Below are 13436 nucleotides of genomic sequence, written 5' to 3' on the forward strand. Positions count from 1 at the left end.
GGGTCAGTTGCCGCTGTAGACGGGAAAGACGCTGTGCTCGCCGTAGTCGCGGGCGCGCAAGTTTCGCAGGACGCCCATGTCGTTGTCGGTGATCTCGAAGTCGAGTTGGGCGTTGCTGCGCATGTGGTCGGTGTTGGCGGTCTTGGGCAGTGAGACGGTTCCCAGTTGCAGGGTGTATCGGATGCACAGCTGTGGAACGCTCACCCCGTACCGATCGGCCATCGCCGCGACGTCGGGATTGTTCAGGATTTCCCCGTGGGCGATGGGTGAGTACGCCTCGACGAGGATGTTGTTGTCCTCGCAGTACGCGATCAGCTCGGTCGGGGTGTTCCCCGCGTGGACGAGCAGCTGGTTCACCTGCGGGGTGACGGTGCAGGCCGAGAGGATGTTGTCGAGGTCGTGCTGCTCGAAGTTGGAGACGCCGATCGAGCGGAGTTTGCCGGCCTGGTAGGCGTTTTCGAGCGCACGCCATGCCTCGCGGTTGCCCTCGGTGTAGTCACCACCGCGGAAGTCGTTCCACGGCTGGGGACTGTGGATCAGCATCAGGTCGATGTGGTCGAGCCCGAGGGTGGCCAGGGAGCCGTCGATCGCGGCGACCGCTCGGTCGTAGTCCTTGATCTCGGCGGCGAGCTTGGTGGACACGAACAGGTCCTCGCGCGGGATGCCGCCGCCGCGGACCCCTTCGCCGACGCCGCGCTCGTTGCCGTATGCCTGCGCGGTGTCGATGTTGCGGTAGCCGATCTCGATCGCCGACTTGATTGCGTCGGCGGCGGAGTCGTCGTCGATGAACCAGGTGCCCAGGCCCAGCTTCGGGATCTCGACACCGTTGGACAGGGTGTAGGTCTCGGTCAGGATAGTCATGCGTTGTCTCCGTTCGTCGTCGGCAGCTCGCCGTACACCTCGTCGGTGACCGGTTCGAGCCATTCGTTGCTGACGTTGTGGCCCGGGGTGATGAAGGCGAGGTGGGAGAACCACGAGTCGGCCTTGGCCCCGTGCCAGTGCTTGGTGCCCGCCGGGACGCGGATCGTCGTTCCCGGCTCCATACTGACCGGTTCCTCGCCGTGGGCCTGGTACCAGCCCGACCCGGCCGTGCACAGCAGGATCTGGTCGCCGCCGCCGTCCGCGCCGTGGTGGATGTGCCAGTTGTTGCGGCAGCCGGGCTCGAAGGTGATGTTGGCGACGGGAACGCTCCCACCGGTCAACGGCGCGTTGTAGCTCTGGCCGATGAAGTACTGCGCGTAGGCGTCGTTGGTCTCCCCGATCGGAAAGATCTGGTCGAATCCGTTGGTGCTCACGGTGTCTCCTGTTCTGTTCATCCTGGATGGCGTGTTCTTCAGTGGTCGAAGACCTGTTTGGCGACGGTCATCGCGCTCATGCCGTTGGGCCAGCCGGTGTAGAAGGCGAGGTGGGTGATCGCTTCTTTCAGCTCCGTCTCGGTGACGCCGTTGCGGCGGGCGTAGTCGAGGTGGAAGGTGAGCTGATCGGTTTTGCCCATCGCGGTGAGCGCGGCGACGGTGATCAGGCTGCGGTCACGTTTGGGCAGGCCCTCGCGTTCCCACACCTCGTCGAACAGGACCTTGTCGGTGTAGTGGACCAGGCCGGGCGCGAAGTCACCGAACGCGCGCTGCCCGCCCTTCCAGCCGGTGTTCTGTTCCTCGGTCATGACTGCTTCCTTTCGTGGTGTTGCGCTGTCGTGGTTCGGGGGTCGAGCCGAAGGGTGGCCGCGACGGCGGTGTCTGTGAGCATCGGGCGCAGGTAGCTGTCGCTGTAGCGGGCGTACTTGGCACGGTAGGCGGCATCAACCGCCGTGCGCGCGCCAGGATCGGGCTCGGCGAACCTGACATCCTGGTCGATGGCATCGGCGTGGATGCGGCCTGCGGGATTGCGGCACGCGTGCTGGTACCAGGCGCCGTCGGTGCCGCGGTAGGAGCGCACATACAGGCTCCCGTCGGCGGCGACGATCCAGATCGGCACGAACCCTCGCAGTGTCCCGTCGGCGCGGCGGGTGCTGATCCGGATTTCCTCAGTGTCACCCCAGCGGGCGAGATCGGCTGGTATCCATGTGGTTTCGGTCATGAGGTCTCCTTGGTGGAGGGCAGCAACAGTGCTAGAACCGCGGTGGTGGCGAGCACGGTGGCGGCGATGAGCAGGCTGGTGCGCACCCCCGTGATGAAGGTGTCGGGGTGGGTGAGCAGTCCGCCGAACACGGCGACGGCGAGCGCGCCGCCGATCTGGCGGCTGGTGTTGAACACTCCGGACGCGACCCCGGCCTGCTGGGCGGGAACGGCGTCGAGCAGGACCGCGGTCGCCGGTGGTGACACGGTCGGCCCGCCGAGCCCGACGAGCATCATCAGCGCGGCCAGTGCCCACAGCGGGATCGACGCGGAGGTGAATCCGAGGACGGCGAGGCCGACGGCCATCAGGGCGAGTCCGGTGATGATGGTCGGTTTGCGGGGGAATCGGGTCGAGAACGGGGTCAGCGCGGCGCCGATGAGCATCATCGGCACGAAGACCAGGCCGGTGTGCAGGGCGGACAGGCCGCGCTGCTGTTGTAGGAACAGGCTGATCACGAACGGCAGCCCGTAGTAGCCGACCATGAACGCGAACCCGGTGACCACCGTGATCACCACCGTGCGGGAGGCGAACAGGCCCCGTGGCAGCATCGGGTGCGCCACCCGCCGTTGGGCGGTGACGAACCCGGCCAGCGCGACAGCGGCGAGCGCGAACGCCGAAAGCACTGTGGCCGAGCCGAACCCGTGGCTACCGGCCTCGATCGCAGCGAACGTCAACGCGCTCATGGCGACGACGCCGGTGAGCTGCCCGACCGGATCGAACGGCACCGCCCGCTGCGGACTCGCCTGCGTGTGCGAGGCCAGCCACAACGCCAGCGCGCCGACGGGAACGTTGAGGAAGAAGATCAGCCGCCAATCGACCATGGTGAGCACCCCACCCAGGACCGGGCCCGCTGAGGACGCGACCGCGCCGCCCATCGCCCACAGCGCGACCGCCCGCGCCCGGGCCGCAGAGTCGGGGAATGCCTGGCGGATCAGCGCCATCGAGGCGGGCATCATCGCCGCGGCCGCGGCGCCCTGCACGAACCGCGCACCGACCAGGACAGGCAGGGCCGGGGCGAGACCGCATGCGGTCGAAGCCAGCACGAACACCACCGTTCCGGTCGAGAACGCGCGGCGGGCACCGATGCGATCGCTCACCGACCCAGCCGTCAGCAATAGTGCAGCGAACATCAGGGTATAGCCGTCGACCACCCATTGCAGCCCCGCCACCCCGCCGCCGAGGTCGGCGCGGATCGAGGGCAGTGTCACGTTCACCACGACCGCGTCCAGGGTGACGACGAAGAACCCCAACACGGCCGCTGCCAGTGCCGATCGGGCATGACCAGCACCGGAAACCGGGCCGGGTGCGTGGGCGTGCGCCGGTGTCACCGGCGGGTGCACTGGAGTGGAGGAAGTGGTCACGGCATCCAGGAAACCGCTGTTCGCGCCAGGGTGGGAGGGCGCGTTATGGGGGGTAGTGATTCAACCTCCCTTTCTGCTGCAGTCCTCGTACCGTGGGTGATGTGGACAACCGAGCCGAGATCAGAGACTTCCTGGCAACGCGGCGGGCCAAGCTCACCCCCGAACAGGTAGGGCTCCCTGCGGGCGGGCGACGCCGCGTGCCGGGGCTGCGCCGCGAAGAAGTCGCTGTGCTCGCCGGCGTTAGCACCGACTGGTACATCCGCCTCGAGAAAGGCCACATCAACGGCGTCTCCGAGGATGTCCTCGCCGCGGTGGCCCGTGCGTTGCAGCTCACCGAGGCCGAGCGCGAGCACCTGCTCAACCTCGCCCGCACCGCCAAACCCGCGCGCACCCCTCGCCGCCGCACCAAGATTCAGGTACCGGCGAGTGTGCAGCGGGTGATGGACTCCATGACCGGCACCGCGGCGTTCGTCCGCAACGGCCGCCTGGACATCCTCGCGAGCAACCAACTCGGGCGCGCCCTCTACTCTCCGGTTCTCGACAATCCCGCCCACGGCGGCAATATCGCCCGCTTTGACTTCCTCGACCCCCGCGCCGGCGACTTCTACCCCGACCACGACGGCGCCCTCGCGATCGCGGTCGCGCTGCTGCGCGCCGAAACCGGCCGCAACCCAGACGATCCCGACCTCACCGCACTGATCGGCGAACTGGCCACCCACAGCGAAGCCTTCCGCACCCGCTGGGCCGCCCACGACGTCCGCATCCACCGCGGCGGCATCAAAACCTTCCACCACCCCGCCGTCGGCCACCTCGAACTCGCCTATGACTCCATGGAACTCGTCGCCGCACCCGGACTGATCCTCACCGCCTATACCGCCGAACCCGCCACCGAATCGGCCGACAACCTCGCCCTGCTCGCCAGCTGGGCCGCCACCGACCACACCACCTCGGCCACCGGCACGACCCCTGAAGCCCGTAACCCAACTCGCAATTGAGAGGTCCGACAACGCGGTAAAGGCTGCTCAGAACAAGGTGTCGCGCACCCGCAGCGGCCGGTAGCCCGTCGGGCCAAGCTGGGCCAGCTCGGCCTCGATGTCCACTTCGATCGCGCCGAAGAAGTTGATGTTCTCGCTGTGCGCCGGACTGATGTGCGCCAGGACATCGTCGTCGATCCGGCGTCCGGCCCGGCGCATCTGATCCACAGCGAGCCCGTAATACTCTGTGGTCCAAGCGATTACGGCGTTGGTCGCCAGTGTCAGGCACCACGCTTGCTCGGTCTGGTCGGCGAGCTGGCGGGCCCGGATCATCCCCTCGTGCGCATACAGCAGGTCGCGACGAAGGGCGTGCAGGGATTCGCCCTTGTTGAGCTGGCGGGCGATCTTGCGCCGGTAGTCCGGATCGGAGAGGTATTTCGCGGCGTAGATTGTGCGCCGCAACGCCCCGTACTCCTCGAGTGCCGCGGCCAGGGTGTTCTGGCGTCCGGAGGCGGACAGCTTGCCGACCAGCAGGGACGCGGTGGCGTGCCCGAATTTCGACGATCCGGCCAATCTGAGCAGGTCGTCCCAGTGCTCGGCGATCAACTCGAGGTTGGCCTTGCGGGTCATCAGCGGGCCAGCGTGCGGGAACCGTTCCTCGGACGCGGCGCGCGGGCCCGGCCGGTACAGGGTGATGCGGCCTAGGTCCCGGATGCGCGGGGACAGCTGCATCCCGAGCAGGTCGAACAGCCCGAAATTCACCAGGGTGACCCCGTGGGTGTCGGTGGCGTGTTCGGTGATCGGCAAATCGGTGGCGTTGCCCAGGATCTCGTCGAGCACGTAGTGGGCTTCGCGTTTGGTGGCCACGATGACCTTGGTGCCGTAGGTGGCGTGGGAGCCGGTGACATGGGTGTAGGTCGACAGGCCCTCGTGGGCGAAGTAGCGGCTCATCGGCCGCGCCGTCGTGGATTTCCCGCCCGTGGGGAAACGCTGTCCGTCGCTCGACGACAGCGTCCCGGCGCCGAACACCGGGGTCAGCGGGAGCCGCTGGTGGTAATCGATGAGCACCAGGTTGGCCGTGCGCAGGGTTTCCTCGCGCACATACCATTCGTCGGTCCAGGACAAGATGTCGTAGGAGATGCCGCTGGCCTCGGCCATCCTGGTCAACCCGAGGTTGGTCGAGTGCGCGAGCAGCACCGCGATCAGGTTGCGCTTCAACTCCGGCGTACGGGTGGCCTGTCCGCCCGCGTGGGTGAAGCAGTCCAGGTAGCCGGTCCGCTTGTCCAGCTCGATCAGCAACGACACGATAGGCGCGAACGGCGGCATCTCGGTCAGCTCGGCCTTGAGCGAGACCGCCTCGGCCGGAACATCCTCAGCGGTCAACGGCGAGATGACCAGATCCCCGGAATCCCCGTCCAGGCGCACCGGCCCCTCACCGTCGGCGAGCACGGTCTCGAGTTCACCGACTGCGGTGTGCAGTTCCTCGACCACAGCGGCCAGGGCGACGCCCGGATCGCCCGAACGGCCGACCAGGCGGCAGAACTCGTCGCGTTGCGGAGCCCACTGCTCGCCGGTGAGCAGGTAGGCGGCCGGGTCGGCATAGCGGCGTGAGCCGGGCACGAACACGTCCCCGCTGCGTAGCCCATCCCGCAGGCCCAGCAGCACGCACAGCTCCCAGTAGTGCCGATACGCCGTCGCGCTGCCTGATTTGCGGGCTTGATCGAGGTAGCCGCGCCACTTCGCGGGCACGAACCCGGTCGGGGCCTCATCGAACACCTTCCGCCGGCCGGTGGCGTTGAGCTCGCGCAGCATCGCGACCGCGATCAGCAGCTCGGACGCGGCGGTGCCGCCGGCGAAACCGACCGTGGCGAGCACCGCGGGAGTGAACTCGCGCAGGTAATTGTAGGAGGAATCCAGCGCGGCCAGATGCCCGTGATCACGCGGCAACCGGGGTTTGGCCTGCGCGATCGCCGCCCGCAACCGCTCCCACCCGATCGCATCGTCGCGGATCAGCGCACCGATCTCCGCATCGGCCACCGCAGGATCGGTGACGATGGCCAACAGGTCGTCGAGCAGGGCCTGGCGCTCTTGCCGCGCTCGGCCAGTTCCTGCTGCATCCGGCGTTCGGCGGCACCGACCTTCGCCGAGATCGCCTGATCGAACAACGCCACGACCTCATCGAGCACGTCGGTACCGGACTGCGCCAACACCGTGAGCAGGATCGGATACCGCCGCTGCGGATCGCGGCGCTCCAGAGCCTGTGGGGTCAACCGGCGCCCCATCGTCGCCAGGAACCGGCGGCGCTCGGCGGGCAGCACCGACATATCCAGCCGATCCGCGCCCAGGCCACGCAGGAACGCCAGTTTGTCGACCTCGGCGCACACCGCGGCCGCCGAAGCTTCGACCGGCCCGGTCGCCAGCCACCGCAACCGCGACACCCCCAGCGAGGCATCGGTGACCAGCAGCGCATCCAACTCCGCACAACGCGCCGGAGTGAACTCGTGCGCCAGGCGGTCGTAGGTTTCGCGCTGGGCCTGCTCACGGGCGTGGGCGATGCGTTCGACCATGCTCACCGGGCCGGGCCGGATCACCCGCGCCGAAATCAGGTACTCACATCCCAACCGGAACAGCAGGGTTGGGGAGTCGTGTTCCATCGCCCGCGCGAGCAGGAACTCGTCGAGCTCCTTGAGTTCGAGCGCACCCGCAGCCCGCCACCCGAGGTACTGGGCGACCAGCCGCAGGTGGTCGGTGCGGGTCTGGGCGCGGCGACCATAGGAACGGATCTCAGTACCGTCGACCCGCAACTGCTCAGCCGGGCGCGCGCTACCGCGACCGGTGGGGCGGTCACCACACGATCGGGCACGAATCCCAGCCACGGCAACGTGCACAACGCGACCGCGATCCCGAGCCGATCGGCCGGACCACGGCCGCGACCGGGATCGACGAACGCCAGATCCGCAGGCGAGAGCGTGAAGAACCGGAACAGCTCCTCACGACCGATCTCCGGGAACTCCCGCAGACGCGCCAACTCCTCATCCGCGAACACCCGCGTCGCCACGAACCCGACCTCCCACACCAGCCAATAGCGTTGGGAGCCAAGCCAACCAGCAATCAGCCATCACCGCAGGCCGAACCGAGCCTCACCAGCGATCGGTTACCGACTACGCATATCCGTTGGTTTTTCGGCGATTACTACCGGAACCCCTACCATTGCGCCCACCGCGGAACTCAGTGGTTCAGCCGATCCTCGTACACGGTCGCCAGGTCGCTCAATGCTCGTTCGCAATCCCCGGTGAAACTCGACCCGTGCATGATCGCCAAGGTGGTCGGCCGCAGTTGCACCAGCCGATGCAGCGCGGCGGGCACCGCGGGGCCCAGCGAGGTCTGATGGAATACGTCCTCGGCGACCGAGGCCGGCCCCACCAGGTCAGCCTCGGTGAGCGCGGGACCGTCGCCCAGTTGCGTCATCAGGTCACCGCAGAACAGCACGCCGGTGGTCTGCTCGTACAGCACCCGTGACTCCCAGTTGTGCGGTGCGTGCGGCGTGTCCAGATGCTGAACCTGCCGGTCGCCCAGGTCGATCACCTCACCGTCGGCCAGCCGCCGCGGCAGCCGATCGGCCATATCGTCCAGGGACACCTCGCACCCGAGCACCCCGTGCGCCACCTGCGACTGCGGCGCGGCCGCGAGGAACGAGTTCATCGCCCCGAGCTCGTCGGCCTCCACGTGACCGAAGGTGATCCAGCGCAGCTGCTCCACCGGCCGGATCCGCGCGATCGCCGCGGACACCTGCGGGAACAGCCACCGCATACCGGTGTGGAACAGCAGCGGTTCCTCGGCATCGACGAAGAACTGGTTGAAGGTGAACCCGCTGGGCCCGACCTCGGGAACGAAGGTGGAGAAACGATAGATTCGATCAGCGATCTCATCGGTCTTGGTCTGCACGACTCACCACCCCTTTTGCTGCCGACCCCCATAATCATCGGATTCTGGCAGCGTACCCGCCGCACCCGGGCGCCGGAACCGTTCCGGAGGTACATATCCGGCCTCGCCTCGGCATACGATGCGCGGGACACGACTGGTCGTGCCAACCCGTCACGGACGCCCCACGCCGGAGCACGGACGCACACCACGCTGACAGGCATTGCCCGGGGAATCACCACCGCCGACCACTCGACGACCAGGCAGGAGCGCTATGGACACCACTGATCACCTCGGCTACGACGACATCGAGGCCGCCGCCCGGCGCATCCACGGGCACACCCGCCCGATCACCCTCGCCCCGGCCGAATCCCCTACGGACTCCGGTCGATCACTGTGGCTGGCACTGGAATTCCTGCAGCACACCGGCACGTTCAAGGCACGCGGAGCCGCGAACTTCCTGGCCGCCCACCTCGAGGACCGCACCCTGCCCGAAGCCGGAGTCACCATCGCCTCCGGTGGCAACGCCGGACTCGCATGCGCCTGGGCCGCACGGCGACACGACATCACCGCAACGGTGTTCGTCCCCGCCAACGCCCCCGCGGTGAAGGTCGCCCGGCTCGTCGCCTACGGTGCGCGGGTGAAACAGATCGGCGACAGCTACGCCGACGCCGCCGAAGCCTGCGCGCAATTCGCCGCCGACAGCGGCGCACTGCAATCCCACGCCTACGACAACCCGCTCATCGCGGCCGGAGCCGGAACGCTCATGCGGGAGATCCATGCTCAGCTGCCGAGCGTGGACACCGCGCTGGTCGCGGTCGGCGGAGGCGGCTTGTACGCCGGAATCGCCACCGCCGCAGCACATTACGGAATGCGAGTGATCGCGGTCGAACCGGAGAACTGCCGCGCGCTGCACGCCGCCCTCGAGGCCGGGCAGCCCGTCCCGGTCCCGGTGAACTCGATCGCCGCGGACTCCCTGGGCGCACGCACCGCCACCCCGCTGGCGCTCACCGCCGCCGCGGCCTGCGACACCCGCGCTCTGCTAGTCTCCGACGAGGCCATCACCGCCGCCCGCACACACCTGTGGGACGACCGCCGCCTCGCGGTCGAACACGGCGGCGCCACCGCCATGGCCGCACTCACCAGCCGCGCGTACATTCCCGATCCCGACGAAACCGTGTGCGTCATCCTGTGCGGCGCGAACACCGGCCTCGCGGACCTGGACACACCCGACCGCTGACCAGCAGCACCGGCCCTCGTCCACCACGCCCCGGATATCGAATTCGACTGGCGATACACGCAATCCGCGGCTCGTCACGATCGACGCCGGACCAGCCGCCGCGGAGCGATCGACGCGCGCCCAGCACCCGGACGTGCGGCGGGCGCCGGCAACCGCCGCGCCCGGACCGCCGATATCACCGGCGGTGCGGATTCACCGCCGGTGAATCGAAAACCCGCTGGCAGCAACCTGATTCACAATGTCCCCGCACGCGCGTCATGCCACAGATCCACCGCGCCATCCTCGTCCAGCAGCGCGTCGATCTCGACGAGCTCCGCCGCGCTCAACTCCCGGTTACCCAGCGCCGCGACGTTCTGCTCGAGTTGCTCGACCGAGGACGCCCCGATCACCAGCGAGGTCACCCGCGGATCCCGCAACGCCCACACCAGCGCCAGCTGCGCGAGTTTCTGACCGCGCCGCGCGGCGATCGCGTCCAGCGCGCGCAATCGCGCGATCATCGACTCGGTCAGCAACTCGCTCTGGAACGACTTGCCCTGCGTCGCACGCGATCCCGCCGGAATTCCGTCCAGATACCGCGAGGTCAGCAGCCCCTGCGCCAGCGCGGTGAATCCGATGATCCCGAACCCCTCCGCCGCCGCGGTATCGAGCAGACCCTCGGTCTCGATCCACCGGTTCAGCATCGAATACGACGGCTGATGAATCAGCAGCGGAGTGCCCAGCTCCCGCAGGATCCCCGCCATCCGGGCCGAATGCTCAGCGTCATAAGAGGAGATCCCGACATACAGCGCCTTCCCCTGCCGCACAGCGGTATCCAGCGCCGCCGCGGTCTCCTCCAGCGGCGTGCTCGGATCGAACCGATGCGAATAGAAGACGTCGACATAGTCCAGACCGAGCCGGGACAACGACTGATCCAGCGAGGCAAGCACGTATTTGCGCGAACCGCCGCCCTGCCCGTACGGTCCGGGCCACATGTCCCACCCGGCCTTGGTCGACACGATCAGCTCGTCGCGGTACGCCGCCAGATCCTCCCGCAGCAGCCGCCCCGCATTGATCTCCGCCGCCCCGTACGGCGGACCGTAGTTGTTCGCCAGATCGAAATGCGTTATCCCCAGATCGAATGCGCGCAAGGCGATCTCACGCTGAACCGCGAACGGCCGATCATCACCGAAGTTGTGCCAGAAACCCAGCGAGAGCACCGGCAGATCCAGGCCCGAGCGGCCCGTACGCCGGTACTGCATGGCCCCGTCGTAGCGGGTGGGATCGGCACTGTAGGTCATCGAAGTCCTCTCACGGTCGGTTCAGTGATTCAAACACGAGATCTGCACAGCGGCAGACGGCACCCGCCCTGCGGCTCACACGGTGGGTGGCGGGACGCTGACCGACAACTCCGGCAGCGACTCCCGATACGGCTCGATCTCCACCAAGCTCAACTGCCCGGTACAGCCCTGGCTCAGCATCGAGGACGGCCGATCGGCGGTGAGCACATTCGGATTGCCGTGCCGGCAGAAACTCGGATCCGCCGGATCCGGGTCGTACCACGCGCCCGTGGACAGCTGCGCGATCCCCGGCTCCACCGCATCGGAGACGACCAGACCGGCCAGGCAGCTACCGCGATCGTTGAAGATGCGCACCACATCACCCGCGGCCAGGCCACGCGCGGCGGCCTCGTCCGGATGCAGCCGCACCGGTTCCCGCCCGGCCACCTTCACCGATTGGCTGTGCGCGCCGACATCGAGCTGGCTGTGCAACTTCGTCCGCGGCTGATTCGCGACCAGCTGCAACGGAAAACGCTGTGCTGCAATACTTCCCAGCCACTCCTCGGGTTCGATCCAGACCGGATGCCCCGGACAGTCCGCATAGCCGAAACCCTCGATGGTCTCGGAGAAGATCTCGATCCGCCCGCTCGGCGTGCTCAGCGGATGCGCCTCGGGATCGGACCGGAAATCGGCGAAAACCACCTGATCGGCCTCGGTGACCGCCAACTCGACCCCGCCCCCCGCCCAGAACTCCTCGAAACCCGGGACACCGGCCTCGCCCAACCCGGCATGCCACTGGTCGTACAGGTGCCGAAGCCACTCCACGGCCGTACGTCCCTCCGTGAATTCCTTACCGACGCCTAGCTTTTCGGCCACGTCCGCCAGAATCGAATAGTCGTCACGCGCCCGGCCGTGCGGGCGGGTCAGCGCGGGCATCGGGAAGAACATGCGATCGTTGTCGCCCGCCCCGTAATCGTCCCGCTCGACCGACATCGTCGAGGGCAGCACGATATCGGCGTGACGCGCGGTGCTCGTCCAGAACGGATCGTGCACCACGATCGTCTCCGGACGAGCGAACGCCTCCCGCAGCCGGGCCAGATTCTGATGGTGATGGAACGGATTGCCGCCACACCAGTAGACGAGCCGGATATCCGGATACACCAGCCGCCGGCCGTCGTAGTCGTACTCCGCACCGGGATTCAGCAGCATATCGGCCACCCGGGCGACCGGGATGAAGGTCCGCACCGGATTCTCGCCCTGCGGCAACCTGGGCACCGACAGCTTGCGGGCGGGCTCGCCGACACTGCTGGTGGATCCGTAACCGTGCCCGAATCCGCCGCCCGGCACACCGATCTGCCCGAGCATCGCCGCGAGCACCACACCCAGCCACACCGGCTGCTCACCGTGCTCGGCCCGCTGCAACGACCAGCTCACCGTGACGAACGTCCGCGCGGCCACCATCTCCCGCGCCAGTTCCCGAATCCGCCCCGCCGACACCCCGGTGATCGCCGCGGCCCACTCCGGATCCTTCACCACACCGTCGTCGGTACCGCGCAGATACCCGGCGAACCGATCGAAACCGACCGTGTACCGATCCAGGAAATCGGTATCGGCAAGGCCCTCCGCATCCAGCACCTGCGCCAGCGCCAACATCAGCGCCGCATCGCTGCCGGGGCGCGGGGCGATCCACTCGGCCCTCGCCTCGTCCGGGATGTCGTCGCGCAGCGGGCTGATCGAGACGAACCGGCACCCTCGCTCCCGCGCCTCGGCGATCCAGCCGCGACCGCGATGACGTGACACACCCCCGGGTGTGACCGCCGAATTCTTCGGCGACAACCCGCCGAACGCGACCACCAACTCCGTGCGCTGGGCCAGCACGGACTTCGAAGTACCGTGCTGCAGTAGCCAATACAGATTGCTGAGCACATACGGCAGCAGCACCGTCGAAGTGCCCATGCTGTAGCTGTTCACGTGCCGCACGAACCCGCCGAGGCAGTTCAGGAACCGGTGCACCTGACTCTGCGCATGATGGAACCGCCCGGCACTCGCCCACCCGTACGACCCGCCGTAGACCGCCTCGGGCCCGAATTCGCCGTACACCCGGCGCAATTCGGCCGCCAGCAGATCCGTCACCCGCTCCCACGACACCGGCACATACGGATCCACCCCTCGCCCCGACGCGCCCGGCCCCCGCTCGAGCCATCCGCGACGCACATACGGCTGGGATATCCGCGTCGGATGATGTTGCGCCGAAGCGACATTCTCGATCAACGGCATCGGCTCGGGATCACCATGCCAAGGCCGCACCCGCGTCAGCCGCTCGCCATCGCTGACCGCCTCGAACGCTCCCCAGTGGGTCAGATGCGTGGTCATGGCACCACGGTAGCCCGCGCCACCGACAAATTCCGACAACTGGACATGCGCCCATGTTCGGCGAACAATGGCCAGCGCTCCGGAGCGTCCGACCAGTGCGCGCCGACGTCCCGGCTAGCGTTCAGCCCGACCATCCGCACCACTCGACGCCGAGGAGTCCGATGCGCCCGCTCACCCGACGCCACGCCCTGGCCGC

The 13436-nt window shown here is 67.9% G+C and carries 10 protein-coding genes and 1 pseudogene; 2 read left to right on the plus strand and 9 right to left on the minus strand.

Annotated elements, in window-relative coordinates:
• Positions 1-3: 3 nt before the first annotated feature.
• Genes NM2_RS40185 through NM2_RS40205 form a run of 5 tightly spaced genes read right to left on the minus strand, consistent with a single transcriptional unit; the run spans position 4 to position 3476 of the window.
• Complete coding sequence (locus NM2_RS40185; protein ID WP_067681005.1) at positions 4-861, minus strand: aldo/keto reductase; 858 nt, start codon at positions 859-861, stop codon at positions 4-6.
• Positions 858-1295 (minus strand): cupin domain-containing protein, encoded by a 438-nt coding sequence (locus NM2_RS40190; protein ID WP_067681056.1) that lies wholly within the window; start codon positions 1293-1295, stop codon positions 858-860. Before NM2_RS40190 ends, NM2_RS40185 begins: the two co-directional genes overlap by 4 nt.
• Positions 1296-1333: 38 nt before the next feature.
• The gene (locus tag NM2_RS40195; RefSeq protein WP_067681011.1) at positions 1334-1663 is read right to left on the minus strand and encodes a carboxymuconolactone decarboxylase family protein; all 330 of its coding nucleotides are present in this window, start codon (positions 1661-1663) and stop codon (positions 1334-1336) included.
• A complete protein-coding gene (locus tag NM2_RS40200; protein WP_067681014.1) occupies positions 1660-2076 on the minus strand; it encodes a DUF2255 family protein in 417 nt (138 codons plus the stop codon). Before NM2_RS40200 ends, NM2_RS40195 begins: the two co-directional genes overlap by 4 nt.
• Entirely contained in the window at positions 2073-3476 is a 1404-nt protein-coding gene (locus NM2_RS40205; RefSeq protein WP_218026089.1) for an MFS transporter, read from the minus strand. Before NM2_RS40205 ends, NM2_RS40200 begins: the two co-directional genes overlap by 4 nt.
• A gap of 101 nt (positions 3477-3577) precedes the next feature.
• Between NM2_RS40205 and NM2_RS40210 the strand changes: the two genes are divergently transcribed.
• Entirely contained in the window at positions 3578-4471 is an 894-nt protein-coding gene (locus NM2_RS40210) for a helix-turn-helix transcriptional regulator (protein WP_067681062.1), read from the plus strand.
• A 27-nt stretch (positions 4472-4498) separates the two neighbouring features.
• Here NM2_RS40210 and NM2_RS40215 read toward each other — a convergent pair.
• Positions 4499-7508: pseudogene (locus NM2_RS40215) on the minus strand (Tn3 family transposase).
• Positions 7509-7678: 170 nt separating this feature from the next.
• Positions 7679-8395 (minus strand): oxygen-binding di-iron domain-containing protein, encoded by a 717-nt coding sequence (locus tag NM2_RS40220; protein ID WP_067681017.1) that lies wholly within the window; start codon positions 8393-8395, stop codon positions 7679-7681.
• A gap of 250 nt (positions 8396-8645) precedes the next feature.
• Between NM2_RS40220 and NM2_RS40225 the strand changes: the two genes are divergently transcribed.
• A complete protein-coding gene (locus tag NM2_RS40225; RefSeq protein ID WP_067681020.1) occupies positions 8646-9611 on the plus strand; it encodes a threonine/serine dehydratase in 966 nt (321 codons plus the stop codon).
• A 233-nt stretch (positions 9612-9844) separates the two neighbouring features.
• Here NM2_RS40225 and mgrA read toward each other — a convergent pair whose 3' ends face one another.
• Both mgrA and NM2_RS40235 read right to left on the minus strand, forming a co-directional pair.
• A complete protein-coding gene (gene mgrA / locus NM2_RS40230; protein ID WP_067681023.1) occupies positions 9845-10888 on the minus strand; it encodes an L-glyceraldehyde 3-phosphate reductase in 1044 nt (347 codons plus the stop codon).
• Between the two features lie 75 nt (positions 10889-10963).
• Positions 10964-13240, minus strand: coding sequence for a molybdopterin guanine dinucleotide-containing S/N-oxide reductase (locus tag NM2_RS40235; RefSeq protein ID WP_067681026.1), 2277 nt, complete (start codon positions 13238-13240; stop codon positions 10964-10966).
• Between the last annotated feature and the right edge of the window lie 196 nt (positions 13241-13436).

Source organism: Nocardia miyunensis NBRC 108239 (assembly GCF_001613065.1).
In the GTDB taxonomy this organism is placed as follows: domain Bacteria; phylum Actinomycetota; class Actinomycetes; order Mycobacteriales; family Mycobacteriaceae; genus Nocardia; species Nocardia miyunensis.

Bases quoted from the DNA above. Each gene is read 5' to 3' on its own strand.
- NM2_RS40185 (WP_067681005.1), bottom strand. From the start codon at position 861: ATGACTATCCTGACCGAGACCTACACCCTGTCCAACGGTGTCGAGATC.
- NM2_RS40195 (WP_067681011.1), bottom strand. From the start codon at position 1,663: ATGACCGAGGAACAGAACACCGGCTGGAAGGGCGGGCAGCGCGCGTTC.
- NM2_RS40200 (WP_067681014.1), bottom strand. From the start codon at position 2,076: ATGACCGAAACCACATGGATACCAGCCGATCTCGCCCGCTGGGGTGAC.
- NM2_RS40225 (WP_067681020.1), top strand. From the start codon at position 8,646: ATGGACACCACTGATCACCTCGGCTACGACGACATCGAGGCCGCCGCC.
- mgrA (WP_067681023.1), bottom strand. From the start codon at position 10,888: ATGACCTACAGTGCCGATCCCACCCGCTACGACGGGGCCATGCAGTAC.
- NM2_RS40235 (WP_067681026.1), bottom strand. From the start codon at position 13,240: ATGACCACGCATCTGACCCACTGGGGAGCGTTCGAGGCGGTCAGCGAT.